Consider the following 25,379-nt stretch of genomic DNA (forward strand, 5'->3'; position numbering starts at 1 on the left):
GGCCAGAAGAAGGTCTGTTGTTATAAAATCATTGGGAGGGATATGGATTTATGACTTTAATCAAATTTTATTGAGTTTAGAAAAAATAGTTGAAGATTTCAACAGCTCGTTTTCGCCATTAACCGTTGTAGATTTAAATAACTCATTGAAAATAATATTAATTTATAATCAATTTTCTAGACGGGCATACAATAGTTGCAGCGGTAGGGCCGAGTCGTAAAAAACCAATGATTACCCTTAACCTCTTTCAGCCGCACCTATGAGGGAATTCCCAGGGACCCAGGGTCTAGCGGAGTTGATGTGTGCTGCCATGTCAGATTCTGCCCCTACGGATAGTGGCGAAAAGCCATCGATCATTTAACGAGCCTTTTCTTCTGTACACATGAATGAATTGCCAGAACATGTATGCAAAGTCGCAGGTCCGGATAAAAACAGTCATGACGGATTAAATTATAGCTTATGTTTAGGAATTTTAAATGCATATTGATTCGATTATGCTGCGGTTGAATTGATCTAAGGTATGAATGAGTACAATATCATTGTAGAAAAAATTAGGATATGGTAATAATAATGAATATCTTACAATTCATTCTGTTTAAAAAACGGCACATTGAGCCTGGATGGAAAAATTCATGCTATACCACAAAACCATATTGTTGTATCTGATGAAAACGCGATACCGGTCAAGAAAAATAATGATGATTTTGTTTTTATTACCTGTTACCCCGTTAATCTATTACCGTTGCACCAAGATCTAATTTCTCAGGCTGCAATATTGTCATGTTGCAAGCCTTTCAAAAAATATTTACAAAACGGTCCCGGTCGATAATTCAGTTATAGAGAGTACTGAAAAATTGATGACCATGGAGAAAAGCCTACCTATCTGTTTTCTACCTTTATTGCTTGGGTATAGACAAATACTACTTCGCCAGCCTGTTGTGCCAGTTTGTTGGAGTCAATATAAACAACACGCTACTTGAGTTTTTGAGCAAAATTACATCAACCAATGGCCGGTGTCTCGATATGCCAAGGAGTTGGGGATATCCACTCACAAATTGAATGTGATCTTCTATCAAAAATACGGCATGCCGGTCAAACAGTGGCTCATGGAAAAGCGCCTGAAAAGGGTGGTGAGTTGCTTTAACCAGCACGATGCGTGTCGCTGATATTGCTCTTGAGTGCGGCTTTAGCAATCATGCGCATTTCACCGCTTTATTTCGCCGCCGCTTCCAGATTTGTCCGTCGCTATTCCGCGCTGCGGCTAAACGTAGCTAAAATGCACCGTTGACTTGCTCTAGCCTAAGCCGTAATCAATTATGTTAATGAAAAGTTAAAGCTGGTTAATATTCAATCAAATATAAAATCCGTGGGGCATGATCTTATTTTTTAGTAAAACGTCAGGGAGTATTGACATAAGGGTTCGATTAGAGAATAATTCACGGCGTTGGGTCGTTAGCTCAGTTGGTAGAGCAGTTGACTCTTAATCAATTGGTCGCAGGTTCGAACCCTGCACGACCCACCAACAACTTCTTCCGCTGCATTATTTTGTATTATCCCCCTTGCTAAAACAATTGCTAACAAAGCTCGATTGCAACATCTTTTTTGTATATATGAATTAGCACATATTTTCCACAATGCGTATATTTCATTCAGTTATGCTGCTGCGTAAATTATGAGCATTTTTTATCCTTAATGATATAATTGCTCAGAGATTTACTGGTCATTGAGGATTATTTTCAAGAGAGGGCCAGCGTTAATTCATTTAATCGACGAGTCAGTTCTGGAAAAATTGATACCAGCCGAAACCCTTCAGGATGTTGTCATTTGTGATGGCCTCCGTGACCGCTTTCCCAGGCGCCTTCCCCGCCATAGAAAATTTCGCTGTGCTTGCATTACCTCAGCGTTCGCCCTAAGGTTGCTGTTTCGCTGCGATGAACAGCGTGGGGTCAACGACGTTTTACATTATGTCATAGCGAAGATTTGGCATCCCATCAGGTTTCAGCACATGTTAAAAAGGAAAATAGGCAAAAATGGTTTATAACTCCAAATTAAAAGGAAAAATTGGATTATCTACTGATTTGGCATTAATGCGGTCCGATGAGGCTTTTGGTGTTGTAAGAAAAAGTATAAAATAATAATTATAATAAAATCAGTTGGTTATTTGTTATTTTAATGAAATGGAATCAGGAATATCCTAATTTAGATATATGTCATACAAGTTTAATTGTGCCGCCTTTATTATGGAGGATAGAACCTCTTTGGGACAATTTTGTAAACATATGACTAATAAAAGCGATCGTATCATTTATGACCAATCTTTGCCCGCTGAAGGTGTAACCTCCAAAGTAGAACGTTGGCGCTCCGGTGTGAATGCCGCCTTGCTGGAATCTGATTTTACGCGCACTGAAGCGGAGACTTTTAGCTGGAGCGTTGAAGCGCATCATTTTGATGTTTTTATTTGCGGGCATATTAGGTCTAGCGAGCAAAAATTGGTTAATTTGCCGCATAAATATGACAATCTAAACGATCATTTCATCATGATGATAATGATTGATGGAGGAATCGAAGGATTAGCAGGTCGATTAGCCATTCAACTTGAGCCGGGCGACATTATCATATTAGATTTGCTTCAACCGATTAAACTCGGATTTAAAACTGGACGGAAGTCAAGTTTTGTTGATGTTCTTTATGTGGCATTCCCGCGAGTATTATTATCTGAAATTGATAACAGCTGTGAGTTGCACGGTAAAATCATACGTCAGAAAGATTTTCTCAGTCGCCTGATCGCTTCGAATATTATTGCGCTTATGAATCACAGCGCTAATTTAAACAATAATGAAGTGAACAAAGTCGCCAGGCCGGTGATAGATTTTATTATCAGCGCCATCAGGACATCCCACGCACCTATTCAACCCATAATGATGGACGCAAGACTGCATGTTATCACGAGGGTTTGTGACTTTATTCAGGAAAACCTGCGTCTTCCCGCACTCTCCTCAGAGCTGATATGCCAGAAGTTCGGCCTTTCCCGGTCCTCTTTGTATCGGCTCTTTGAACCCTTTGGTGGTATTATTGCGCATATTCGCAAAAAACGAATCGTTGCGGCGACCCGAATGCTGCTCAGTCCACATTATCGTCAGTGGAAAATTGCCGAAATTGCCTATTATTGGCAGTTTGAACCAGCCACGTTCAACCGACTTTTTCTGTCTACCTACGGCATGACGCCTAACCACGCCAGAAAAGAACATCACGAATTATGGGCCTTGGAAAATATGAACGGATCGCAGGTGATCTGGCTGCGTTCATTATAATATAGCGATTGCTTTTCAGGCTCTCAACGGGAAGGCCGTTTGAATACTATTTGAGCGGAAATTGTTCGCGGTTAAGAGCGTTAGGTTAAGGCATTTTTATACCTGTAACTGAACACTCGCCCCCTGGCAGCGGCAAGCGTCATACCAAAAACCTATCGCTAACAAAGAATCAAGGTGCTGCGGTTGATCCGCAGGAGCAATTAATAAGCTTGTGCAGGTGCATCCCCACATTTTGAGGACTGCCCTGCGGGACCGGCGCTGAAGTATGCCGAGGTTCGACGCAGCCGGTAAGAAAAGAACTCGATAAGGCTAGACAGACGACAAATAATATCCTCTTCATAGTCTACTCCTGATGTTTTTTGATTATAGGTGATTTTGTCAACAAGCATAATTAATGATATCATTTAAATGATAGGAAAAATAAATATTTAGAGTGATAATTATTTAATTCAGGCCATACCAGCGTCGCCAAAAAAGGATGAGTATCCAGGCGGCGATGGACCAGCAGAGCACGGCGCTTATCAGGGCATAGGGCAACCGGAGTGACCCGATAAGAAAATACAGGGTAACAAGATAAGCCAAATAGGGAATCACGGCCCAAATGCCGAATAAGATCGTCGCCCTCAATGCTTCAACACCGCGCTCGGTGCCGACGATATAGTGGGCTATCAGGGCGAAGGTGGGGAAGAGGGGAAGAAGGCCGGCCAGGTAGTAATTTCGCGTTTTCGATAATAAAGCAATTAAAAGTACAACAATGGCGCCAGTTAACGCCTTAAGTATCAAGTTCATTATTTTTAGCCTATCGGTACATGCTGACGGGCAATGTAACATAGCCTATGTCAGGCTTACCATCCGCTTCGGGCATACCGTGACCTGGAGACACCCTATCAAGGCCACGGCATCCATGCCGGTAGCGTTACTGGCGGTAGGCGTATTTGATCTGCTTTATGGTATTATTGAATACTTCAGCTTGTGCGGGATCTTCAAGCTCCGCAATGTATTTTTCCATTTTAATGATGACCTTGCCCGCATCGGCCTGTCCCATCGCTTTCAATATCAATGTCAGCATGGCCTTTAGGCAGTTCACTTCCTGAGCCAAGGTGTTTGCATTGTTATCGGTTAAAAACTCAACGTTACCCATAGAGTCGCCTCGTTGCTATGTTGTCGGTATTGGATATGGCGCGAAATCCCCGGCCATCCTCCCTGATTTCAGCGGCGATTATAGCAGAATTTGTTTGGGAAATTTAACAAAACAGGATGCACTTACCAGCGAAACGGCAGCTTTTTTGAAAAGGCAATGTGGACCCTAATTCACATGGTTGATACGGGGGTATCGGGATCGGACAAATAAATTGTTTGGAAGATTATTTCATGATCAGATTAAAAGTAATAACTAATTAAAATGAGTTATTAAATTAACGGATAGGAGAAAACAAAATTTATAATAAACATCAAATTTTTATCATGCCAATAACCTATTGTATTAATTATATATTTTCTATTAATATTTTTGTCTTTCAACAAAAATTATTCTGCTTATTTAAGACGAACGTGTCTATGGCCGCCATGGTCGCGTAGTAAAGTACACCGGTTATCTGATTTTAACGAAATTCTCTTGCGGTGCGAGAACCTATCTGTCTAAAATGGGCGATAACAGACGTCGATGCTGAATTTTATAGTACAAGCGGATAAACTTTATTCATTATTTACTTAAAAAGTAGTAATATTAAGTCATAAATATTTGATTCGCTTTACATCACTCCCTCATTTTGGAGATTTTCTCTTTGATAAGCGTTTTTCTTGTTGATGACCACGAATTGGTGCGTGCAGGGATACGACGCATTCTTGAAGATATCAAAGGCTTTAAAGTCGTTGGCGAGGCCCAGTGTGGCGAAGACGCGGTGAAATGGTGCCGGGCCAACTGCGTGAACGTTGTGTTGATGGATATGAACATGCCCGGCATCGGCGGGCTTGAAGCGACCCGAAAAATTATACGCTTTTCTCCGGACATTAAAGTCATTATGCTTACCATTCACACCGAGAATCCGCTACCAGCCAAAGTCATGCAGGCTGGAGCAGCGGGTTACCTGAGCAAGGCTGCGGCACCTCAGGAAGTGATCTGTGCGATACGTTCCGTTAATGCGGGAAAGCGTTACATTGCTTCGGACATTGCACAGCAGATGGCATTGAGTCAGCTTGAGCCCCAGGCCGTGACGCCTTTCGAGTGTCTGTCGGAGCGTGAATTGCAAATCATGCTGATGATTACTAAAGGCCAGAAAGTAAATGAAATTTCCGAACAGCTCAATCTGAGTCCCAAAACGGTAAATAGCTACCGTTACAGGATGTTCAGTAAACTTAACATCGGTGGCGATGTTGAGTTAACGCACCTGGCGATTCGTCACGGGCTGTTCAACGCGGAGACATTGTCAAGTAGTGACTGATAGCTTCAACGCAAAAGAATTCCTCAAAACCGTCACCAGTCAGCCGGGTGTCTACCGTATGTATGATGCCGCTGAGACTGTCATCTATGTCGGCAAGGCCAAGGACCTGAAAAAACGTCTGACGAGTTACTTTCGTCTTCAGGTCGGCAGTCGCAAAACCGAAGCCCTGGTTAAAAGCATTGCGCAAATCGATGTCACCATTACCCATACCGAGACGGAAGCGTTGTTGCTCGAGCACAACTATATAAAGTTGTATCAGCCTCGCTATAATGTCCTGCTGCGGGACGATAAGTCTTATCCGCTGATTTTTCTCAGTAGCGATGCCCACCCCCGCCTGGGTTTCCACCGCGGCGCTAAACATGCCAAAGGCGAATATTTCGGTCCGTTTCCCAACGGTTATGCCGTCAGGGAAACATTGGCTTTGCTGCAAAAGCTTTTCCCCATTCGACAGTGCGAAGATAGCGTTTATCGCAACCGTTCCCGTCCTTGCCTGCAATATCAGATTGGTCGTTGCCTCGGGCCCTGTGTGAGGGGACTGGTGAGTGACGAGGAGTATCAGCAGCAGGTGGAGTACGTGCGCCTGTTTCTCTCCGGCAAGGACCAGCAGGTCATGAATCAGCTGGTGGAACGGATGGAGCTGGCGAGCCGGGCATTGAATTTTGAAGACGCCGCGCGTGCCCGCGATCAGATCCAAGCGGTTAGGCGTGTTACCGAAAAGCAGTTCGTTACCGGAGATCATGAGGATCTGGATGTTATCGGCGTGGCATTTGAGGCGGGGCTGGGCTGTGTGCATGTGCTATTTTTCCGGGAGGGCAAAGTGTTAGGCAGCCGCAGTTATTTTCCCAAGGTGCCGTTGGGTACCGAACTCTCAGAGGTGGTTCAGACCTTCGTCGGCCAGTTTTATTTGCAGGGGAGCCAGATGAGAACCTTGCCCGGTGAAATCCTATTGGATTTTTCCTTATCGGAAAGCGACTTGTTAGCCGAGTCCCTAAGCAGCCTGGCAGGGCGAAAAATTCATATCCAGGCGCATCCGCGGGGTGACCGCGCCCGGTATCTGAAACTGTCCCGGACCAACGCCGCCACCGCTTTGGTGACCAAGCTCTCCCAGCAGTCGACCATTCACCAGCGGCTGAAGGCCTTGGGGGAACTGCTGGGTGTAGAGTCTATTAACCGGATGGAGTGTTTTGACATCAGCCATACCATGGGCGAACAGACCATAGCTTCATGTGTGGTGTTTGACTCCAACGGGCCGGTGCGCGCCGAATACCGGCGATTCAATATCGAAGGCATAACGCCCGGTGACGACTACGCCGCCATGTCCCAGGTCCTGCGCCGGCGTTACGGCAAGGCGCTGGAGGAGAATAAAATCCCCGATGTGGTGATTATCGACGGCGGCAAAGGCCAATTGGGCATGGCCTTGGATGTCTTCAATGAACTGGACGTTCCCTGGGATAAATCACGCGTCATATTACTTGGCGTGGCGAAAGGGGCGGATCGGAAAGCAGGTCTGGAGACGTTATTTTGAAACCTCATGGCGAAGGATCTCCTTGTCGTCCGATTCCCCGCGCTGCATGTGATCCAGCATATCCGCGATGATTCGCATAATCATGCCATCACCGGCCATCGCAACAAACGTGCGAAAGTGAAAAATACCAGCGCATTAGAATTAATTGAAGGCGTCGGCCCCAAACGTCGCCAAACCCTGTTAAAATACATGGGCGGTTTACAGCCTTTAAGGAACGCCAGTCTTGAGGAAATTGCTAAGGTGCCCGGTATCTCTAATGCATTAGCAGAAAAAATTTTTAATGCATTGAAACACTAACCGCAATGTAGCAACATACTCATTAATCCACTCCAGCCAGATAGTTACCTATAGTGCTATGCAATTGAATATACCGACTTGGCTTACATTGTTACGTGTCGTAATGATACCGTTTTTTGTACTGGCGTTTTATTTGCCTTTTTATTGGGCGCCGCTGGTATGTGCTTTGATTTTTATTCTGGCGGCGGTAACCGATTGGTTTGACGGCTTTCTTGCCCGACGCTGGAAGCAGACCACCCGTTTTGGGGCGTTTCTGGATCCGGTGGCTGATAAAGTCATGGTGGCTATAGCGCTGGTATTGGTGGCCGAGCATTTTCATTCGTGGTGGATAACCTTGCCTGCCGCCACCATGATCGCTCGGGAAATCATCATTTCCGCGCTTCGCGAGTGGATGGCTGAAATAGGCAAACGCAGCAGCGTGGCGGTCTCCTGGATTGGTAAAGTCAAAACCACCGCTCAAATGCTGGCATTGGTGGCCCTTTTGTGGCGCCCCGATCAATGGGTAGCGGGTGTCGGTATTGCGGCACTGTACGTCGCCGCAGTGTTGACATTTTGGTCAATGTTCCAGTATTTGAACGCGGCTCGCCATGATTTGTTTGAACACTGATATAAGCGCCGTAAAAATCAACAAACGAGCATCACGGCGCGATAATTCTGTTGACTCGTAACGTCAGGTCAGTAGAATGCAACGCATCGAAAGCAACGAGTGATTGCTTAAAGATAATAGTAAAAACAGCGAGTTTGATAGCTGGTTTGTCAAGTGGTTTTCATCGATGCGGGAATAGCTCAGTGGTAGAGCACAACCTTGCCAAGGTTGGGGTCGCGAGTTCGAGCCTCGTTTCCCGCTCCAGATGTACAACGAAGCCTTGATATAAGGCAGTAAAGGCGCGTTGGCAGAGTGGCCATGCAGCGGATTGCAAATCCGCCTACCTCGGTTCGACTCCGGGACGCGCCTCCAAGTATTGAATTTCCCGACGCCCGGGTGGTGGAATCGGTAGACACAAGGGATTTAAAATCCCTCGGCTTTATGGCTGTACGGGTTCAAGTCCCGTCCCGGGTACCACACCGAATTCGTAATAAAAACAAAGTAGTATGAGTAACATTGATGCCGTCGAGAGACGGTTTTTTTATGTGTTTTTTTCGCCATTCCTAAGACAGCACCCTAAGATGTTTTCCGCGCCGCGCATAACCATTAATTTATTCTGACCGCCCACCACCGGTACAATCGCTATTTTGATCGTAGCGCGCAGTTTTTGAGGCATCATTATGGCCCGTTATTGCCGCTCTGCACCTTCATCATTACCTGCGCGGCCATAAGCGCGGGGGGCGATGGTTGAGTTGCGATCGTCAGGCAACTGCAACCAACCGGTGCAGCTTTGAGATATCAACTTCTTTTTGCGCCGCCCAAAGGCTGTAATTATCTTGAAGATTGAGCCAAAACTTTGCCGAACTACCAAGCACCGCCGAAAGTTTTAGGGCCATTTCTGGCGAAACCGCAGAATGACCGCTAACCAGACGTTGTACTGTAGAAGGGGCGACATGCAATGCTCGGGATAACTCACGAATGCCGATATTCAGATCGTCCAGGGTCTCTGCAATGATTTCACCGGGGTGCGGCGGATTGAACATAGTCATCAGTGATAATCCTCATAGTTAACGATATAGGCGTTGCCATCCATAAATTCAAACGTAATGCGCCAGTTGCCCGTGACGGTTATTGACCATTGGCCTTTCCTATCCCCGGTAAGCGTATGGAGGGAATATCCCGGTCGGTCAATATCCTTGATCTCTTCCGCTGCATCGAGGACCGCCAGACGTAGGCGGAGTTTACCGGACTGCTTCGCATCAATACCCGCAGTCGATCCTTTCTCGAAAAACAGGCGCAATCCTTTGTGCTTGAAACTTTGATCATGAAGTGGCTTTGTGTTGCGTATAGGGGAACAATATAATAATGTCCCCTATACGCAACACTATTTGTTTGCAAGTTGGCAGGATGCCGAGGCCCTTTAGTTGAATGGTAGTGACTACTTTAGCCGGTAAAACCCAAATCAACCCACCATCATGATTTGCAACCGGCTGATTTTACTTAACTCTTTGTTTTTGATATCATAGTCAGAGTTTTAAAATCCCTCGGCCTTATGGCTGTACGGGTTCAAGTCCCGTCCCGGTACCACACCGAATTCGTAATAAAACAAAGTAGTATGAGTAACATTGATGCCGTCGAGAGACGGTTTTTATGCCTGCGATTTGCCAAAATCTCCCGAAAGTGACTACATTCTGACTAAATTAATGAAATATGGTGTTTATTTGCTTAGCATATTAGCTATATACGCTGATTTTGCTTAAATGGAATGTCCGCATGCAATGCGGGAATGCCCGTATCCAGTGATATTCAAGCCACTTTTGCTTTTCTAGGCCTGCCGCCTAATTTTCCATTCGCCTTTGAAGCAGCGCTTTTTCTCGGAGGTTGCTGAACCGCCTTTGCGGCCCAGTTCGCGCGCCATCCATTTGCTGGTTCCGGTATAGCCATCCATTATCGCCGGGATAAAGACATCGGCGTCGATGGCGGGGAAGTAGAGCCCATTGCCAAGCGGCGTAATCTCTATGTCTTCCAGTTCCGCAGCACTAGCAGTGCTTAATCCCTGCACGATGGCTGGTGGTATGGCCAGCTCGATACCGGATGCCAACGTCACGATGACGCGTTGCGATTTGGCATCGTAGCGGGCCGCAATGGCCCGTAAAGGGCTATTCATCGTTTCCTGGCCGCGCTGTACAGCGGCATCAATTTGTAATTTAGTTGCCATGGATTTGCTCCCATGCTGACTGTAGTTGTGGCAGTTGGTTAAGAAGCTCCTTTTCGATCTCCGCCAGTTCCTTAGGTTTTACGCCAATCATTTCTCTGAGCTCAATGTTGTCTTTTAGCAAAACGAAAACAACCTGCCCGTTGGCACCGATAACATGTACATGCGGTGGTAAATGATCCATGGTGTAAATCATCACCCGCCATCCTTTAAATCTGAAAATTGTTGGCATGGGCAACCTAAACCTAAACGTTTAGGTTATTTTAGACGGCATTTTGTCAGATTGCAATGCGCTGGGTAAGCCATTGATAGAGTATAAGGTGATGACTACCGCAACCGCATAGGCACCCATTAACCCGCCATCATGATTTGTAAATGTCTGATTTTAAACAATTATTTTATTTTGTTATTGTGCTGAGGGTTTTTAAAATCCCTCGGCTTTATGGCTGTACGGGTTCAAGTCCCGTCCCGGTGCCAACCAATAATTAGTAATAAAAACAAAGTGGTAGGAGTAACATTGATGCCGTCGAGATACGGTTTTTATGCCAGTTTTTCGCCATTCCTAAGAAAGCATCCTAAGATGTTTTCCGCACCGCGCATAATCATTAATTTATTCTGACCGCCCACCAGACGTTGTACTGTAGAAGGGCGACATGCAATGCTCGGGATAACTCACGAATGCCGATATTCAGATCGTCCAGGGTCTCTGCAATGATTTCACCGGGGTGCGGCGGATTGAACATAGTCATCAGTGATAATCCTCATAGTTAACGATATAGGCGTTGCCATCCATAACTGACAGGCGTAAGCGAAGTTTACCAGAATGCTTCGCATCGATTTGTGCTTTAGTTGCCGGATGCACTCCTTGCTATTGTTATGGAGTTGTTCAACAAGTTCCTGTTCGATCTGCGCAAGTTACCGCACGTCTCCTCGACTGGGTGTTGATATGCCTCCAGACGCGGCCTAGACCATAAAATATTGCACCTAAACCGCCGACAAAAAAACCAACCGGCCAGTTTGTCAAATAGGAGAGGGCGATGGCGGTCCACACGGTGACCAGCGAAAGGACGACCGAGAGTAGTATTGCCAGCAACGGACTGTCCGTCAGGGTTCGCGCGACGGCAGCCGGACCGACCATCAGGCTGAATACCAATAGCGCACCCACTACCGGCAATGAGAGCGCCGTGGCAAGCGCCAAGATCGTCAGGAACCAGAGCTCCATGCGCCGTGAACTCACCCTTTGGACTTCCGCCAGCTCGGGGGATATAGAGCAGAGTAATAACGGGCGGAATAATACCGCGGCAATCGCAACCGAAAGGGAGCCAATGGCCGCAACGGGGAGTATCTCGGTTGTGCTGACGCCGAGGACTTCGCCGAACAGCAAGGCATAGACTTGCTGTGAATACTGTCTGCTCATGCTCAAAAAAAGCGTTCCAAGGGCGAGCAGCATCACCAGGGAAAGCGCCGTTGCGACCTCATGGCGACCCAGACGACCGAGCTGGCTTATCCCGATGACACCGAGTCCGGCAAATGCAATCAGGCCAAAGAGCGTATTCACCCCGAGCAGACTTGCCAGCGCGGCTCCGGGAAATGTACCCAAGGGCAAGGTATGAGCAGCGAAAGAGGAGCTTCGTATCACGACAAAAAAGCCGACAAAACCGGCCACTGCCGCCACAAGAGTGGCGACAATCCAGGTATTGATCATAATACTTGAGAACATGAGCCGGCCTCCCTTAGCCACTGAATCCACCCTGTTACGATATACAATACAAAAATGAGCGAAACGATAAAAAAGCTCACCGGCCAACCGTGGCCGGGGGTCCAATAAAAGCTGTCATATGCCAGGAAAATGCCGCCCCAGGTGGTTATAAGGCCTATCGATGCAGCGAGTATCAGTGCCTGGCCGGGTCTCTTCACCAGACGTAGGGCGATCGCCGCCGGACCGATCAATAGCGCGGTGGATAAAACCGCACCAACCGTCATAGCGGAAAGCGCCACTGCCAGCGCCAATATCAGAAGATGAAGCAAACCAATCAAACGCACCCGAATGCCGCTTACAAGCGCAAGTTCGCTATCCAGAGAACAAAGAAGTAACGGGCGATAAAGTAGCGCGACCATAAACAACGCGCCAAAACCGATGATCAGGGCAAGAGGGATAATCGATGGGGGAATAGTAAACATCGATCCGAACATGACGCTGACCGCCGCTCCGGTTGTGCTGTGGGTGATGACGTCAAAATAGAGAAATAGCGCTGATAGGCCAAGTCCCGCGCCTAATATGATTCCGGTTATAAGGTCCCGTTCCCGGGCACGGCGAATGCCGATAAATTCTATTCCTGCCGCCGCTAGCAGCGCCAAGCCAAGGAATCCGGCAAGCGGATTGATCCCCAGCAGAAAGGACAGCGATCCACCCGCGCTGCTGATGTCGGCAAGCGCATGGCCTGCGAACGACTGGCCGCGGATAACGGTAAATACGCCAATCACGCCTGACACCACGGCGGCGGCGCCGCCGATGATCGCCGCCGTACGGACGGGATCACTTGAAAAGATACCGGCTTCAACAACTGAATGTAAAAGAGAAGACATGATTGATTAGATGATCCCGGGGTTATGTATCAGATTCGATTCAACGGTACGTTGGCCGTCAGTAACGGCTGTGGCCGCGATGACCAAAATCCTTCCGCTCACCCGGATGACATCAATGTGGTAGCCATAGAGTTTACTTAACACCTCCGTTCGTACGACGTCTTCGGTATTCCCGCTTACGGCCCGTCCATTGGCCAGGTATACGATGCGATCCATGACTGAAAGCAAAGGATTCATGTCATGGGCGGAAAGTAAAAGCGTCACGTTATGCTCGACGGATAACCGGCGTAACAGCGACACAATTTCGGCAACGCTGCCCATATCGAGATTGGCCAGCGGTTCATCCAATAATAAAAGACGAGGCTGTCGTATCAACGCATGGGCAATCAGTACGCGTTGCTGTTGGCCGCCCGACAGGCTGCCGACACGTTTGTCGGCAAAACTCGCCGCACCGACCGCGTTGAGCATCTCATCCACTTTATTGCTGTGTTCTTTGGACGAAAAGGGGAAACCGAGCCGATGGCCATCAAGACCAAGAGCAATCAGATCTCTCGCACGCAGCGGAACTTCAGGGTCAAACAGGATTTTTTGCGGTACATAGCCCACCGAGGTATGACCGGAGCGACCGGAGGCGTCATTGATAATGATGCTTCCCTGGTTAAGCGCTTGAAAGCCCAGGATAGTCCGCAGCAGCGTGGTTTTACCGGAACCATTGGCGCCGATGAGTCCGCAAAATTCACCTGCTTTAAGGGAGAAGCACACCTGCTGAAGCACCGTACGCCCGAAAAATGAAACGCTCGCGTTATTCACCACGAGCAATTCGCCCTCTTTGCCCGCCATTTTATTGGCCCGCCTTCAGAGCCTCGGTTGAGACATTGTCGGTTACCGCTTTGTTCAAGGCGGTAATTTCGGCCAACATCCAGGATTGGTAGTGATATCCAGGCGTCGGCATGGTTTCGTAAACACCGACAACGGGGATACTATTTTGTTTGGCCAAAGAGAGGAACGATTGGGTTAACGGATCCGTAACCTGCTGATTATAAACGAATACCTTAACCTTGTGGCCGCTGAAAAGTGCGTTTTGCGCCGTGATGTCCTGAGGCGACGGATCGGTGCCATTCATGACAGCCGCCTCAAGATTGAACGGCGTCGCAATATTGGCGCCGGCCGCCTTGAGCAAATAATCGGCCACCGGCTCGGTAACGGCGACAGGGGTATTTCCATGGTCTTTTTTGAACGCGGCAATGGCGTTTGTCCATGGCGTAAGCGAAGCATCAAATTTTTTCAGATTGGCCTGGAAATAGGCAGCCTGCGTCGGCATCAGGGATGAGAGGTCGGCGGCGATTGCTTTAGCCACCGCCGGCATCGTCGTCGGGTTGTACCATAAATGGGGATTGGGGGTATTGTCTGGCAGGCCGAGAAGCTGCTGGACATCAATAACCTTTCTATCGGGATTTGGCGCGGCGGCGATGATTTTGTCAGTCCACGAATCATAGCCGATGCCGTTTTTGACGATCAAATCGGTATGGGCGATATTTGCCGCTATCTGGGGGCTGGCTTCAAAGGTATGGGGATCGGTATTGGGATCTGTTTCGATCGCCGTGACCTGAGCGTATTTGCCGCCAATCTGGGAAATGACATCGGCATATTCATTTTCAACGCCAATGGCCTTGACGGTCCCGGTTATCGCGGCAAAGGCGCCGCCGCTGGGTATCATGGACAAAAGCAACACGGTCCATAGCCCCTTTAACGCGGTTTTCCCGGTGTCTTTCTTAACCGAGCAGGCTCGTTGACTGTTTAAGGAAGCATTATGGACGCGGGACATGGAGCGCTGTGAAAAAAAATCTATTAATTTCATTATAGTAACCTATGCATGATTTATGGGGTAATGTTATGGGATTGGTTTAATTGATATGTTATAACATTACTTATTGGCTTATTATAGATTTTGTTATGTTTTTTTTTGCACCCATAAGCAGAGCAGCGACTGGAGTAGAGAGATAAGTGATTTGATATATTCAATGAAATGATATTTGAGGGGAGCCCCAGGTAAAAAGCGCCGTGGTTATCTTAGCTGGGGGAGCCCATACAGATTGCAGGTAAACAAGAGGGGAGGTTTGGTTATCATGTCGGCACTCCTTTGCCGGCGCGGTAGTGGATAGGCAAAAAACGTTTAAACGTAAATATCAATTTGATTGCTGCTGCTGTTGCCGTCATTGCTGTTGCTGCTGTTGCTGCTGTTGCTGCTGTTGCTGCTGTTTTGTACGGAGGCAGCAGGCTGAGCGGTGTTGCTCTGCTCCGCTTGCTGCTGCAGGGCGCTCACTTGGGCTTCCAGCATTTTGATTTGTCCCTCGATAAGCTGCGCCTGTTTCTGTTTTTGATCGGCGGGCAGACTGGATTCGGCCAACGTGGACAACTGCTTTGTTAGTTTGGCGATCTGTTTCTCGATATTTCTGATTTGGGAAGAGGCATTACTGCCGCCGCCTGAAGACACCGGTAGCACGGATGTGGAAATTGTATTGGACAAGGCCGCTCTCCTGTTTGAAGGTATTTACATGTTATCGGCAGGCTGATGTTTCGCTTCAGGGGGGGGAACGTAAAGTAATAGCAAAGGAATGGTAAAAAAAACGGGTGAATGGCACGGGCAATGCAGATAATCATTCGCTGCAAAAAGCGAGCACGGTAGCGATACAGGCAATGGACTTTTGGTGATGAGCGCGGGCATTAATTGCCATTTTACGAACATGGCGGAAATACCCCACGGCGACAACCAAGCCTGCATTACCAAGACGTTATGATCGTCCTTTCTAGCGTCTGATGGACGGCTATGTTAAATAAGAGTTAAATCCAGAGGTGTGAAGTCCATTATAAAAATCAAACGTTAAGCCTTAAATAATAATACATTACCAAAACATTTTGACTAATACGCAACCGAACACAATGCCGGCAAACGCTAACGCCCAGCAAAATTTCAACAACATCAAATCAGTTTTCGCTACATTTTCCATGATAATTCCCTCAACTATATTGTGATATTGGTCACTATTTTATGGGGAAATTGCCTCCATAAAGTGTGAGTTACATCACATTTAAATGATTTGTCATACAAAATTATGAGATGAACGCCTGTCTGTTCAAAAGACACTCAGGTACGCCTGTAAGCGATATAAAACGAGTACGCAGTCATTTGGAAAGAGTACGGGGTTTAATGATTGCTGGCACATTATTGCACTCGAATTATTTATTTCATCTGAGATTACCGATACATCAAAGATGTCTTGTTCAAGTTCTGCCGGTGGATAGCTGCCATGAAAGGGAAAATAAAACGTAGCTAACCCATTGCATAACGATCGGTTATAACGCCGTGATTAATTCAAACCCGTCATTCCGCTGATATATGCAAATGCAATCGACTTTACGGACCTTTACCGTTCCTGTTAAAAACAGACATTCAGTGGCTATATTTTTGATAAAAAAGCCGACACTTCTTCTGATTATCCTCATAGGATGGCATCAGTGAAATTAGAAAAATTCTACTCTATTCCCGGCAATCATGATGTTACCGCCAAGGTCACCATTTTTTACCGGTTTTATTTACATTGAATTAATCGGTTTGCATTGCCAGCTGCGGGCCCATGCCGATGAGCTTGAATGCCGGTTATTTACCGATGCGGATCGGCATAATGAAATGGAACTGAAGTGTTGCGCAAAAAAGCAGCGTGCCTTTGTGGACACTGCACCTGTTCCAGCAGGACGCAGCGGAATTGATGTCATTGATCCAGTGGCGGGAGCATACCCTTAATTATTTTAAACAGGAGGGTTAACGTTTGCCTGGGCTTGAAAATGATGAAAGTCAACAGCCCGTAAGGGCTGATGACTTGGAAAATCGACCGAAATAAGATGTCTGGGCTTGCTTACTCAGTAAAAACTCTACTTTCCCCGCGGCCAGATCATACATGGAACCGACAATTTTAGTTTGCCGTCGGATTCCAGTTTATTGAGAATATCGCTTTTCCTGATCTCATCCATGGTTAATTTGACATTGGTCCTGGCGACGGCGTCGACAAACTCGTCGTTACTGCTGGTCCTTTCTTTGGTATATTCCGTTTTATCAATGGCCGGCTTGATTTTATCCAGCAAGCCGGTTAGATGTCCCAGTTGAACGTTATCAATCGCTCCCTTGACAGCGCCGCAGGCCGTATGCCCCATAACCAGGATAACTTTGGCCCCCGCGGCGGCACAGGCGAACTCAAGGCTGCCGAGAATATCATCGTTGGCGATATTGCCGGCAATGCGGCTGTTAAAGGCCTCGCCTATGCCGGTATCGAGAATGATCTCCGCGGGCGCGCGGGAGTCGATGCAGCTCAGGATAACGGCGGAGGGAAATTGGCCTGCGGCGCTGCTGCGTTTTTGCGCCAGGTAGTTATGCTGATGAGCCTTGCCGCTATGAAAACGGATGTTTCCCTGCTTCAGTCCCTCGATGATTTCATCGGGCGTCAACTTGTCCCTGGCTTCTCTGGTCATCGCCGCCGCATAAGAAAGGGAAGGTATACCGACACTCATGACACCGGCGATGCCTAAAATGGAGAGTCCGGCTGCCCGCTTTATTAAAGTGCGCCGCGTAGGTTCTGATGATGGCAATGTGTCTTTATACATCATTTACTCCAGTGGTTAGAATAAATTCTAACAGATCGATGATATTAGAGTTGATGGTGGATTATTGTTTCGCTGCGTAAAATTTATAACGCTTCGGCATTCTAAGAGAAGAAGGGCGCGATAATGTGATAAATGTAGTTATTTCATCATAGCGTTTATATTTTTGGCTATTACTGGGGAGATAGTTTGATATTTGGAATCAGTATCACGCATATTGATTAATAAGGTTTATTCAATAGTGTGGTAATGTTTATCCCTCTGATGATGAAGATCATTTAACATTAAAAATATATTCTTTGCTAAAAAGTGTATCATGTAAAAATATTAAATATTGACGCGCAGGGTGGCTTATATAAGTCTTGTTGATGTTATAAATGAATATATGACTTATGTGAAGTATTGTATCTTTTGGCCCCTGTCAGGATATGTGGTTTTGTAGGCGTGATTCTTATGAATAAAGCTGATTATTATGAGTGTTATTTGAGCAGTTATTACCGTATTTATGGCTAATTGGGCCGGTGAAAATGGCGCATTGATTAACTTGGTGGGGTGCCGCGTCAGAAAAAGTAAAATGAAGGTTTGATCCGGTATCCGTTTACCCTTAATCTTATTAGGCATTCATTACGATAGCCGCTTTTTCGCCGGCGGGTGAAGAGATAGCGGGGCGTCCTAGCGGTTGCCCTTTCTTTAGCGGCTGGTCAGTTAATTCGAAAGGTCGAATCATGTCTCGTTTTGTCAAATACCTGCTTATCGCCATCACCTGTTTTTTAGGTTCGTTCCAAACGGCCATGGCGGCAACGCCGCTATACGGTCCGCAGCTTCAGGGATTTACCTATCCGTATCCGTTGCACCATTATTCTTTCACTTCCCAAGGTACCCCCTTGGCGATGGGGTATATGGACGTTGCGCCCCAGGGGGGCGCCAACGGTAAGACCGCGGTGCTGTTGCACGGAAAGAATTTTTGCGCGGCCACCTGGGAGGATACCATCAAGGCATTGACCCAGCAGGGCTACCGGGTGATTGCCCCGGATCAGATTGGCTTTTGTACCTCCAGCAAGCCCGATCATTATCAATACAGTTTTCAGCAGCTGGCCGCCAATACCAATGCCTTGCTGCGTAGCCTGGGTATTGCCAAGGCAATGGTGGTGGGGCACTCTACCGGCGGCATGCTGGCGACGCGCTATGCGTTGATGTACCCCGCCGAGGTGCAAAGATTGGTGCTGGTGAATCCAATCGGACTGGAGGATTGGAAAGCCCTGGGCGTTCCTTACCGTACCCCCGATCAATGGTATGAGCGTGAACTCAAGACCTCTGCCGCGGGCATTCGTCAATATGAACTTACCACATATTATGTCGGGCACTGGAAACCGGCCTATGACCGTTGGGTGGATATGCTGGCCGGCTTGAATCAGGGGCCGGGGCATAAACTTGTTGCCTGGAATTCGGCGCTGATTTACGACATGATTTTTACCCAGCCGGTGGTTTATGAATTCAAGGATTTGCAGGTGCCGACGACCTTGATAATCGGTACGGCGGATACTACCGCCATAGGCAGCGATATTGCGCCTGCGTCGGTAAAAGCGGCGCTGGGGCATTATGACCGGCTTGGCAAAGAGACGGTGAAACGAATTCCCGGCGGGGAATTAATAGAGTTCGCGGGATTGGGACATGCACCGCAGATGGAAGAGCCGGAGCGGTTCAATCAAACCCTTTTGCGGGTGCTGGACCGATAAGCAAGGGTTGCCGCGATAAAGGCGGAAACCCCTATGGGATTCCCGCCTTTGGGCATTATAGCTTAATTGGAGCTGCCGGAAGGCGCCTGTACCGGCTGCGCCCCGCCGTCGGTAGCCGGCGCCTGTGGTGCCGTCGGCTGCGCGGTGCCGTCGGCGGCTGGAGCCGGTTGTGGTACGTCGCCCGCGGGCTGGGGTGCGGTCTGCGTTGAATCCGGCGCGGCGGCCGGTGCATTGGCCGGAGCGCTTGCCGGCAAGACTGCCGGAGCGTTGCTGTCCGGCGCGGTGACATTTACCGGTATACCGGAGCGGTTCTGCAGCGCCATGTTAACCACATTCTGGTTAACCATCTGATCCACTAATACTTTGCTTACGCTAACCGGAAGCGTAATCGGTACCGGCTCGTTGGATGTGAATTGTTCTTCGGTGGAGGACAACGGGTTATGCACTTCCAGATAACGGGAACCGTCCGGCTCAATGGTGGCTTTAACCGGTTCGTCGATAAACTGTACCCGGGTGCCCACCGGAACGTGATCAAACAGATACTTGATATCGTCGGCGCGCAAACGGACGCAACCGTGGCTCACCCGTAAACCAATACCGAAATTGGCATTGGTGCCGTGAATGGCGAATAACCGGCCGACATACATCGCATACAGTCCCATCGGATTATCCGGGCCCGCCGGAAATACGCTTGGCAGGCTTTTGCCTTCAGCCGCATATTCCGCATGCATCGCCTTGGTGGGGGTCCAGGTCGGCCCGGCCTGTTTACGTTGTACCGTGGTCAGCCAGTTCACCGGGGTATCCTTGCCCAGTTGACCGATGCCGATGGGCAATACCACCACGGTCTTGGTTCCCTTCGGGTAATAGTACAGGCGCATCTCGGCGCTGTTTACCACAATGCCTTCATGGGGCGTATCGGGCAGGATCAGCTGATGGGGTATAATCAGCTTGCTGCCGGGAGTCGGCAGGTACGGATCGACCCCGGGGTTGGCCTCCAGCATATTGCTCAGGCCCATTTGATACTGTGCGGCAAAATGCTCCAGCGGCAATTTACTGTCCTGGGGAATTTCCACTTCCAGATTTTGCCCAATCAGCCGGCTGTTGTTGTCGGCAGGCAATGGGTATACCACGGCAAAAGCGGAGTGGCTGAACGCAGCCACGGCCAATATTGCCGTACAGATAGCACGCATATTCATTTTCATAGTTGTCAGATGTTATCGCCACACAAGCAGTAATTAGGTTTTCGATTCCAGATCGATGATGACCGGATGGGCATTATATGTGCACAGCGGCCAAAGTGGAAAATAATATGTGTAACTTAGGGTCTGACGCAATGGTTATATGTTTTTTCGGATGATAATTTGTCCCCATGGCGGGCGCGAAACAGCCGACATTGAAAATCCGCCGCCGGCAAGAGGATAATGGCAGGGCAAAGTGAAAGAGAATGACGGCGCGCTGAACCTGAAGGGTAGGGTGCAGGCCGGTTCGTAGCGCCCCTAAGGGAGCGGATTGTTCATGATGGAGAGTGAGGATAAATGAAACGAAGCCTGATTATTTTCTTGCACGGCGTCGGCAGCAACGGCGACAGTCTGGCGCCGCTGGGTGAGGTTTGGCGACACAGCCTGCCGGATACGCTATTTGCCGCCCCCAACGCGCCGATGCCGTTTGATATGGGACCCGGTTATCAATGGTTCAGCGTTTACGGCGTGACCCCGGAAAACCGGACGCAGCGGGTTTTGGCCGCCAGGCTGGCCTTCGACGGGCTCATTGCCCGGATAATGGCGGAGCAGGGCATGGCCGGCCATCCCGAACGGGTGGTATTGGTGGGGTTTTCCCAAGGTTCGATCATGGCTTTGGACGCCATCGCTTCGGGACGTTGGCCGGTTGCCGCCGTGGTGGCCTTTTCCGGGCGGTTATCATCGCCGCTGCCTTTGATGCCGGCCGCCGCCACGCCGGTACTGTTGATTCATGGCGCGGATGATCAGGTTATCCCTGCCTGGGAAACCGAGCATGCCGGGAAAGCCCTGCAAGAAACGGGCGTGGCGGCGACCACCTTCATCTTGCCCCGTGTAGGCCATGAAATTTCCGCTGAAGGCGTGGCGCTGGCGGGACAATTTATTTCCCGGACGTTTGCCGCAGTTGCAAAATGAAACGGTTAATAAGCTTGAAGACCGGCGCGGGTTGTGTCTTAGTAAGTCGAGGGAAGGAAACGTTGGGGGTAACAAATAATTAACAATTATCGGCAAGAATACTATTATAAGAAATATATCGCAGGCAGGAGGTAAATATGGGATTAGAGGAATGGGAAGCACGCTTCAAAGCTTATTTGGAACAGCATTTCCCCCAGGATGACAAAGCGCACGATCTCGCCCATTTCAGCCGTGTCTGGCATACCGCTCAAAAAATTATGCATTTGACCCGGGCCGATGAATTAACCGTGCTGACAGCCTGTTATTTTCATGACGTGGTCAACCTGCCGAAAAACCACCCCGAACGTCATTTGGCCTCCGCCAAGGCGGCAAAAAAGACACAGAGTATCCTGGCCGAGAGTTTTGCGGATTTTCCGGTGGCGAAATATCCCGCGGTGGCTCATGCCATTGAAGCGCACAGCTTCAGCGCCGGCATTCCGCCACGGACGCTGGAAGCGAAAATAGTCCAGGATGCCGACCGGCTGGAATCTTTAGGCGCCATAGGGCTGGCCAGGGTATTTCATGTTTCGGGACAACTGGGCCGAGGTCTGTTCAATGTGGAGGATCCCTTGGCTCTTCATCGGCCGCTGGATGATCTCAAATACACCTTTGATCATTTTCAAACCAAGCTTTTGACCCTTGCCGATACCATGCAAACCGAAATGGGTCGCCAGATGGCAGCCTATAATATCGATTATCTGGTGACTTTTATGAGCAAGCTTTGCGCTGAGCTCAAAGGGGAGTATTACCAGCTGGATACCGAAACCCTGGAGCGCTTTCAAATCAAACGTTAGCCTTTATTGACGCGCGTACCCGACGATAATAGGCTTAAAATAGCAACTGGCAGCGGGCCTATCCCGACGCGGAAATGGGGAGTAATTCATGACATTTGAAACCGGTGATGTGGTTCAGCCTTTGAAGGGCGGACCGGCAATGAGTGTGATAAAAGTTGAAAACGGTATCGTCTATTGCGGCATGATGGATTCCGGTGAGGAAAACGCGAAACAGTTCAAAGCCGAAGAACTCTCATTATACAAGGAAGATGGGGATTTCGGCGTCTGTTAGCCCACCTGGGGGGGGCCCCCTTGCAAAGCCCCCTCGATTCGCATATTTTATAAGCGGATTCTTTGCCTGCCGGCAGGAAGTTCTTTCGATGTATATCTTATAATCTGTTAATTCTTAAGTATATTAGTGATAAAAGCCGTCAATCCCGTCGCGAAAAGATTACCGTGAGGCCCTGAATGATGCGCAGTTTGCGATAGCGGTGCTTGCCATTGCCTCAGGGACGCTCATCAGTTTTATCATATTAGCGACACTGTGGTTTGTGTGATGATCACGTCGATAATAAGGAAGGATTGGACATGGAAAACAGCAAACTTGATGATACAAAACTGCTTGCAATAATCGGTTTGTTAATCTCAGTCTTGATAACCGTATCGGTGCTGTTCGGTATCGCCTATTTTTATGATATTCGGCACAGCAACAGCGTTGATACCGGTGCTTGTTATAGCAAAACCGGCGGGGTCCAGAATTTATAAATAAAGCAGTGAAGCCTGGACTTTCCGACTCTCCGGCAACGGGTGCCGGAGGGTCGGATGCTGTATCGGGCATTCTCGCAAAAGCCTTTCCCGTCTTTTCACGCCGGCATGGCGCGCTGGTCAGGGAGGGGATCCTCCAGCAGCCCTTTGAGCCGTATTTGTTGACTGTGTATTTCCAGCGCCAGAGGCTCGAATAATGAACGGCACCCATTGACGTCCTGCATGCCGAGCAGACCGAACGGCAAATGTTTATCGCCGCTCCAACTGCGATAATCCGCCACCGGATAGATACAAATGCCTTCAACGGCAATGTTTGTTTGCATTGCCAGAACGGTTTGCTCAAATATATAGCGCATCCAGGGAACCCGCATATCGTTTTCCGCACCGGTCTCGGCGATGAGGATCGGCCGCAGGTAACGCTTATGGACTTCCTCCAGGATAGCTGCGAAGGGCCGGTAATGGATGTCATCCACGGCGATGACTTCCCCTCTGAAGAACCACTGGTTGGCCGGACGGTAGCTGATTCCGACAATATCAAGATAATGAGGGCCGCCGCCAAGCTCGGGGCAAAGCCGGCCGCTTAGCATATCCCAGACTTCAAACTGCGCCATGCGGAGTTCTTCCGCGGCGGGCTCCAGCTCCGGTTTGTCTTCCGGTGCGTTGATATGCACCACGGGTTCGGGTTGCACGAACCGGGCGGTGTCGTCCACCGCGCGGATAGCGTCCATGGCGGCAAGGGTGGCGCGTACCAACTGCTGCTTGAGCACTTTGCCTTTATTTGAAGCCATGGGCTGGATATGCGCCATTTCGCCGCCGGCCCATGCCAGGAAGGAAATGGAATTTATCGGCGTATAACAGGGGCGGCGGATGCCCTCGTTACGTACCTTTGCGGCCACGGCGCCGGCGAAACGCGCAAAATGCTCCACGAAGGACGGTTGCCAGATATCGAGGTGATCCGGCCAGCCGTAATGGCAAAGATCCCAGATGACCTGGACATTATTGGCCTGGGCGGCATGCAGCGTGGGCAGGAAACTGGACCAGTCGTATTGGCCGGGGGTTTCCTCAATCAGATGCCAGCGCAGTCCGTCCCGCACGGTAACCATTTGTTGTTCCGCCAACTGGGCGTAATCCTTGCCCGCCAGCATTTCATGGCCGCTGGAGTGGATCAGATCAAGCCGGCGACCGTCGCCGCGCACTTCGGTGGAGCAGGCGAATCCGCCCTGGAAAAAGCTTTGAAATAGTGTCGGATGGTACATGGGCGATATCCCATGTTCGATTTGATCTTGCATTGGGCTTCCCCCTTCCCGAGACAGTTTTGCCTGACCGGGTCAATCTGCTTATCATGTAAGCTTAGACAGGTGACAGCTAAAACGTTTCCGGATATGGCGCGCTTTGCGATCTTTATTGCAAACTTAGCTCACCAGAGAACCGCAAAACGCCCGATGAGTCAACTTTTGTCCGCTGCCGGCGAAGTGTACAAATCCGTGCGGACAAACAGGGGGATAACGATGCCAGCAAGAATGGACGTTATGGTGGGGGATATTACCGAATTGTCCGCCGACGCTATCGTTAATGCCGCCAACAGCGCGCTGATGGGCGGCGGCGGGGTGGACGGGGCGATACATCGGGCGGCGGGGCCCGTGCTGGCGCAGGCCTGCGCCGAAATTCGCCGGCGGCAGGGAGGATGCCCGGTTGGCACCGCGGTACTGACCGTCGGGGGAAATTTACCCGCCGGGGCCGTGATCCATACCGTCGGACCGGTCTGGCACGGCGGCGGCAGTAATGAAGCGGAGCTGCTGCGGCAGGCCTATCGCAGCAGCCTGGCCATCGCCCGCGATAAACAAATGCACCTGGTGGCTTTCCCGAATATCAGTACCGGCGTCTACGGTTTCCCCAAAGAGCTGGCCGCCGATATCGCTATCGCCGCGGTGGGTGAATTCCTGGCGCGGTACAGCTGGCCGGAAAGGGTTATTTTTGTCTGCTTTGACCGGGAAAATGCCCGGCTCTACCAAGCCAGGTTGTGACGGTCCCACCGATGTAAATCGCCGCCGGGGATAATTGACAACCATGGTTTTTCCGGATGTCGGCGGCGCTATTTTTGAATCTGCGCTTATTTGCGCGCATACTCTTTTGCGCCTGAGATTATTATAAATCGGCCTGCCGACTGGAGGATGGGAACGATTATAATGTAATAAGATTTTTCCTATAATCGCCGTTAATTAATTTTGGCGCACGATTTGTTTCGGCCGTCCTGACGGGTCCGCCGGCCTGTGGCACGGCAAAATGGCCGTCGCGGGGTCTT

General features: G+C 49.1%; 24 protein-coding genes, 4 tRNA genes and 3 pseudogenes. 16 read left to right on the forward strand and 15 right to left on the reverse strand.

Features of this window, described 5'->3' with window-relative positions; all coding sequences use genetic code 11:
- Nucleotides 1–1,152: 1,152 nt before the first annotated feature.
- From GTU79_RS30155 to GTU79_RS08945, 3 genes are all read left to right on the forward strand, one after another.
- Complete coding sequence (locus GTU79_RS30155) at nt 1,153–1,275, forward strand: helix-turn-helix domain-containing protein (protein ID WP_253073516.1); 123 nt, start codon at nt 1,153–1,155, stop codon at nt 1,273–1,275.
- A gap of 171 nt (nt 1,276–1,446) precedes the next feature.
- A tRNA-Lys gene (locus tag GTU79_RS08940) sits at nt 1,447–1,522 on the forward strand.
- 757 nt (nt 1,523–2,279) lie between these two features.
- Complete coding sequence (locus tag GTU79_RS08945) at nt 2,280–3,311, forward strand: helix-turn-helix domain-containing protein (protein ID WP_165934145.1); 1,032 nt, start codon at nt 2,280–2,282, stop codon at nt 3,309–3,311.
- Between the two features lie 444 nt (nt 3,312–3,755).
- Here the strand turns inward: GTU79_RS08945 and GTU79_RS08950 are convergent, their stop codons facing one another.
- Together GTU79_RS08950 and GTU79_RS08955 are read right to left on the reverse strand one after the other, a co-directional pair.
- Entirely contained in the window at nt 3,756–4,100 is a 345-nt protein-coding gene (locus GTU79_RS08950) for a GlpM family protein (RefSeq protein ID WP_132922576.1), read from the reverse strand.
- Between the two features lie 127 nt (nt 4,101–4,227).
- Nucleotides 4,228–4,452, reverse strand: a complete 225-nt coding sequence (locus GTU79_RS08955) for a DUF2594 family protein (protein WP_214513854.1) — start codon at nt 4,450–4,452, stop codon at nt 4,228–4,230.
- Nucleotides 4,453–5,095: 643 nt separating this feature from the next.
- Between GTU79_RS08955 and uvrY the strand changes: the two genes are divergently transcribed.
- The 6 genes and pseudogenes from uvrY to GTU79_RS08985 all read left to right on the forward strand — a co-directional run bounded on the left by uvrY (nt 5,096) and on the right by GTU79_RS08985 (nt 8,637).
- Nucleotides 5,096–5,752 (forward strand): UvrY/SirA/GacA family response regulator transcription factor, encoded by a 657-nt coding sequence (gene uvrY, locus GTU79_RS08960; protein WP_203522154.1) that lies wholly within the window; start codon nt 5,096–5,098, stop codon nt 5,750–5,752.
- Nucleotides 5,745–7,574, forward strand: a pseudogene (gene uvrC, locus GTU79_RS08965) (excinuclease ABC subunit UvrC). The gene uvrY and the pseudogene uvrC overlap by 8 nt, the downstream one beginning before the upstream one ends.
- 58 nt (nt 7,575–7,632) lie before the next feature.
- Nucleotides 7,633–8,181 (forward strand): CDP-diacylglycerol--glycerol-3-phosphate 3-phosphatidyltransferase, encoded by a 549-nt coding sequence (pgsA, locus tag GTU79_RS08970; RefSeq protein WP_132922572.1) that lies wholly within the window; start codon nt 7,633–7,635, stop codon nt 8,179–8,181.
- Nucleotides 8,182–8,349: 168 nt separating this feature from the next.
- A tRNA-Gly gene (locus GTU79_RS08975) sits at nt 8,350–8,424 on the forward strand.
- 34 nt (nt 8,425–8,458) lie between these two features.
- A tRNA-Cys gene (locus GTU79_RS08980) sits at nt 8,459–8,532 on the forward strand.
- Nucleotides 8,533–8,550: 18 nt separating this feature from the next.
- Nucleotides 8,551–8,637, forward strand: a tRNA-Leu gene (locus GTU79_RS08985).
- A gap of 284 nt (nt 8,638–8,921) precedes the next feature.
- On the opposite strand, the gene GTU79_RS08990 is transcribed toward GTU79_RS08985, so the two are convergent.
- The 10 genes and pseudogenes from GTU79_RS08990 to GTU79_RS09035 form a co-directional block, all read right to left on the reverse strand.
- Entirely contained in the window at nt 8,922–9,209 is a 288-nt protein-coding gene (locus GTU79_RS08990; RefSeq protein ID WP_132922530.1) for a HigA family addiction module antitoxin, read from the reverse strand.
- Nucleotides 9,209–9,460 carry a type II toxin-antitoxin system RelE/ParE family toxin gene (locus GTU79_RS08995; RefSeq protein WP_275956924.1) on the reverse strand — a complete coding sequence of 84 codons (252 nt, stop codon included), beginning with the start codon at nt 9,458–9,460 and terminating at the stop codon, nt 9,209–9,211. The genes GTU79_RS08990 and GTU79_RS08995 overlap by 1 nt, the downstream gene beginning before the upstream one ends.
- 525 nt (nt 9,461–9,985) lie before the next feature.
- On the reverse strand, nt 9,986–10,378 hold the full coding sequence (locus GTU79_RS09000) for a DUF2442 domain-containing protein (RefSeq protein WP_214513855.1): 393 nt from the start codon (nt 10,376–10,378) through the stop codon (nt 9,986–9,988).
- Nucleotides 10,368–10,571, reverse strand: coding sequence for a DUF4160 domain-containing protein (locus GTU79_RS09005; protein ID WP_207917827.1), 204 nt, complete (start codon nt 10,569–10,571; stop codon nt 10,368–10,370). The genes GTU79_RS09000 and GTU79_RS09005 overlap by 11 nt, the downstream gene beginning before the upstream one ends.
- 422 nt (nt 10,572–10,993) lie before the next feature.
- A pseudogene (locus GTU79_RS09010) lies at nt 10,994–11,124 on the reverse strand (helix-turn-helix transcriptional regulator); the annotation flags it as partial.
- 137 nt (nt 11,125–11,261) lie between these two features.
- The gene (locus GTU79_RS09015) at nt 11,262–12,095 is read right to left on the reverse strand and encodes a metal ABC transporter permease (RefSeq protein ID WP_203522152.1); all 834 of its coding nucleotides are present in this window, start codon (nt 12,093–12,095) and stop codon (nt 11,262–11,264) included.
- Nucleotides 12,077–12,961: a metal ABC transporter permease gene (locus tag GTU79_RS09020; RefSeq protein ID WP_203522151.1), complete on the reverse strand. Its 885-nt coding sequence runs from the start codon at nt 12,959–12,961 to the stop codon at nt 12,077–12,079. Before GTU79_RS09020 ends, GTU79_RS09015 begins: the two co-directional genes overlap by 19 nt.
- A gap of 6 nt (nt 12,962–12,967) precedes the next feature.
- Nucleotides 12,968–13,801, reverse strand: a complete 834-nt coding sequence (locus tag GTU79_RS09025; RefSeq protein ID WP_214513856.1) for a metal ABC transporter ATP-binding protein — start codon at nt 13,799–13,801, stop codon at nt 12,968–12,970.
- 1 nt (nt 13,802) lies between these two features.
- Entirely contained in the window at nt 13,803–14,819 is a 1,017-nt protein-coding gene (locus GTU79_RS09030; RefSeq protein WP_253073517.1) for a metal ABC transporter solute-binding protein, Zn/Mn family, read from the reverse strand.
- Nucleotides 14,820–15,134: 315 nt separating this feature from the next.
- Nucleotides 15,135–15,488: a FlxA-like family protein gene (locus GTU79_RS09035; protein WP_214513857.1), complete on the reverse strand. Its 354-nt coding sequence runs from the start codon at nt 15,486–15,488 to the stop codon at nt 15,135–15,137.
- A gap of 1,026 nt (nt 15,489–16,514) precedes the next feature.
- Here GTU79_RS09035 and GTU79_RS09040 point away from each other — a divergent pair.
- Nucleotides 16,515–16,763: a hypothetical protein gene (locus GTU79_RS09040; protein ID WP_214513858.1), complete on the forward strand. Its 249-nt coding sequence runs from the start codon at nt 16,515–16,517 to the stop codon at nt 16,761–16,763.
- 117 nt (nt 16,764–16,880) lie between these two features.
- Here GTU79_RS09040 and GTU79_RS09045 read toward each other — a convergent pair.
- A pseudogene (locus GTU79_RS09045) lies at nt 16,881–17,620 on the reverse strand (carbonic anhydrase family protein); the annotation flags it as partial.
- 785 nt (nt 17,621–18,405) lie between these two features.
- Here GTU79_RS09045 and GTU79_RS09050 point away from each other — a divergent pair.
- Nucleotides 18,406–19,350 carry an alpha/beta fold hydrolase gene (locus GTU79_RS09050; protein ID WP_253073636.1) on the forward strand — a complete coding sequence of 315 codons (945 nt, stop codon included), beginning with the start codon at nt 18,406–18,408 and terminating at the stop codon, nt 19,348–19,350.
- A 62-nt stretch (nt 19,351–19,412) separates the two neighbouring features.
- Here the strand turns inward: GTU79_RS09050 and GTU79_RS09055 are convergent, their stop codons facing one another.
- Nucleotides 19,413–20,552: a L,D-transpeptidase family protein gene (locus GTU79_RS09055; protein ID WP_132922518.1), complete on the reverse strand. Its 1,140-nt coding sequence runs from the start codon at nt 20,550–20,552 to the stop codon at nt 19,413–19,415.
- Nucleotides 20,553–20,885: 333 nt separating this feature from the next.
- Between GTU79_RS09055 and GTU79_RS09060 the strand changes: the two genes are divergently transcribed.
- The 4 genes from GTU79_RS09060 (at nt 20,886) to GTU79_RS09075 (ending at nt 23,077) form a co-directional block, all read left to right on the forward strand.
- Nucleotides 20,886–21,500, forward strand: coding sequence for an alpha/beta hydrolase (locus GTU79_RS09060; protein ID WP_203522147.1), 615 nt, complete (start codon nt 20,886–20,888; stop codon nt 21,498–21,500).
- Nucleotides 21,501–21,637: 137 nt separating this feature from the next.
- Entirely contained in the window at nt 21,638–22,333 is a 696-nt protein-coding gene (locus GTU79_RS09065; protein ID WP_132922516.1) for a phosphohydrolase, read from the forward strand.
- A gap of 88 nt (nt 22,334–22,421) precedes the next feature.
- A complete protein-coding gene (locus tag GTU79_RS09070; RefSeq protein ID WP_132922515.1) occupies nt 22,422–22,604 on the forward strand; it encodes a YodC family protein in 183 nt (60 codons plus the stop codon).
- A 296-nt stretch (nt 22,605–22,900) separates the two neighbouring features.
- Nucleotides 22,901–23,077: a hypothetical protein gene (locus tag GTU79_RS09075; RefSeq protein WP_165934143.1), complete on the forward strand. Its 177-nt coding sequence runs from the start codon at nt 22,901–22,903 to the stop codon at nt 23,075–23,077.
- Nucleotides 23,078–23,175: 98 nt separating this feature from the next.
- Here GTU79_RS09075 and GTU79_RS09080 read toward each other — a convergent pair whose 3' ends face one another.
- Complete coding sequence (locus tag GTU79_RS09080) at nt 23,176–24,366, reverse strand: beta-glucosidase (RefSeq protein WP_203522146.1); 1,191 nt, start codon at nt 24,364–24,366, stop codon at nt 23,176–23,178.
- A gap of 219 nt (nt 24,367–24,585) precedes the next feature.
- Here GTU79_RS09080 and GTU79_RS09085 point away from each other — a divergent pair, with 219 nt between their 5' ends.
- The gene (locus tag GTU79_RS09085) at nt 24,586–25,101 is read left to right on the forward strand and encodes an O-acetyl-ADP-ribose deacetylase (RefSeq protein WP_203522145.1); all 516 of its coding nucleotides are present in this window, start codon (nt 24,586–24,588) and stop codon (nt 25,099–25,101) included.
- The last annotated feature ends 278 nt before the right edge of the window (nt 25,102–25,379 follow it).

It is taken from the genome of Sodalis ligni (genome assembly GCF_016865525.2).
GTDB lineage: Bacteria > Pseudomonadota > Gammaproteobacteria > Enterobacterales > Enterobacteriaceae > Acerihabitans > Acerihabitans ligni.

Excerpts from the sequence above, each read along its gene's own strand:
- GTU79_RS30155 (WP_253073516.1), top strand. The coding sequence starts at position 1,153 with ATGCGTGTCGCTGATATTGCTCTTGAGTGCGGCTTTAGCAATCATGCG.
- GTU79_RS08945 (WP_165934145.1), top strand. The coding sequence starts at position 2,280 with ATGACTAATAAAAGCGATCGTATCATTTATGACCAATCTTTGCCCGCT.
- GTU79_RS08950 (WP_132922576.1), bottom strand. The coding sequence starts at position 4,100 with ATGAACTTGATACTTAAGGCGTTAACTGGCGCCATTGTTGTACTTTTA.
- GTU79_RS08955 (WP_214513854.1), bottom strand. The coding sequence starts at position 4,452 with ATGGGTAACGTTGAGTTTTTAACCGATAACAATGCAAACACCTTGGCT.
- pgsA (WP_132922572.1), top strand. The coding sequence starts at position 7,633 with ATGCAATTGAATATACCGACTTGGCTTACATTGTTACGTGTCGTAATG.
- GTU79_RS08990 (WP_132922530.1), bottom strand. The coding sequence starts at position 9,209 with ATGACTATGTTCAATCCGCCGCACCCCGGTGAAATCATTGCAGAGACC.
- GTU79_RS09000 (WP_214513855.1), bottom strand. The coding sequence starts at position 10,378 with ATGGCAACTAAATTACAAATTGATGCCGCTGTACAGCGCGGCCAGGAA.
- GTU79_RS09005 (WP_207917827.1), bottom strand. The coding sequence starts at position 10,571 with ATGATTTACACCATGGATCATTTACCACCGCATGTACATGTTATCGGT.
- GTU79_RS09015 (WP_203522152.1), bottom strand. The coding sequence starts at position 12,095 with ATGTTCTCAAGTATTATGATCAATACCTGGATTGTCGCCACTCTTGTG.
- GTU79_RS09020 (WP_203522151.1), bottom strand. The coding sequence starts at position 12,961 with ATGTCTTCTCTTTTACATTCAGTTGTTGAAGCCGGTATCTTTTCAAGT.
- GTU79_RS09025 (WP_214513856.1), bottom strand. The coding sequence starts at position 13,801 with ATGGCGGGCAAAGAGGGCGAATTGCTCGTGGTGAATAACGCGAGCGTT.
- GTU79_RS09030 (WP_253073517.1), bottom strand. The coding sequence starts at position 14,819 with ATGAAATTAATAGATTTTTTTTCACAGCGCTCCATGTCCCGCGTCCAT.
- GTU79_RS09040 (WP_214513858.1), top strand. The coding sequence starts at position 16,515 with ATGATGTTACCGCCAAGGTCACCATTTTTTACCGGTTTTATTTACATT.
- GTU79_RS09050 (WP_253073636.1), top strand. The coding sequence starts at position 18,406 with ATGGCGGCAACGCCGCTATACGGTCCGCAGCTTCAGGGATTTACCTAT.
- GTU79_RS09055 (WP_132922518.1), bottom strand. The coding sequence starts at position 20,552 with ATGAAAATGAATATGCGTGCTATCTGTACGGCAATATTGGCCGTGGCT.
- GTU79_RS09060 (WP_203522147.1), top strand. The coding sequence starts at position 20,886 with ATGAAACGAAGCCTGATTATTTTCTTGCACGGCGTCGGCAGCAACGGC.
- GTU79_RS09065 (WP_132922516.1), top strand. The coding sequence starts at position 21,638 with ATGGGATTAGAGGAATGGGAAGCACGCTTCAAAGCTTATTTGGAACAG.
- GTU79_RS09070 (WP_132922515.1), top strand. The coding sequence starts at position 22,422 with ATGACATTTGAAACCGGTGATGTGGTTCAGCCTTTGAAGGGCGGACCG.
- GTU79_RS09075 (WP_165934143.1), top strand. The coding sequence starts at position 22,901 with ATGGAAAACAGCAAACTTGATGATACAAAACTGCTTGCAATAATCGGT.
- GTU79_RS09080 (WP_203522146.1), bottom strand. The coding sequence starts at position 24,366 with ATGCAAGATCAAATCGAACATGGGATATCGCCCATGTACCATCCGACA.
- GTU79_RS09085 (WP_203522145.1), top strand. The coding sequence starts at position 24,586 with ATGCCAGCAAGAATGGACGTTATGGTGGGGGATATTACCGAATTGTCC.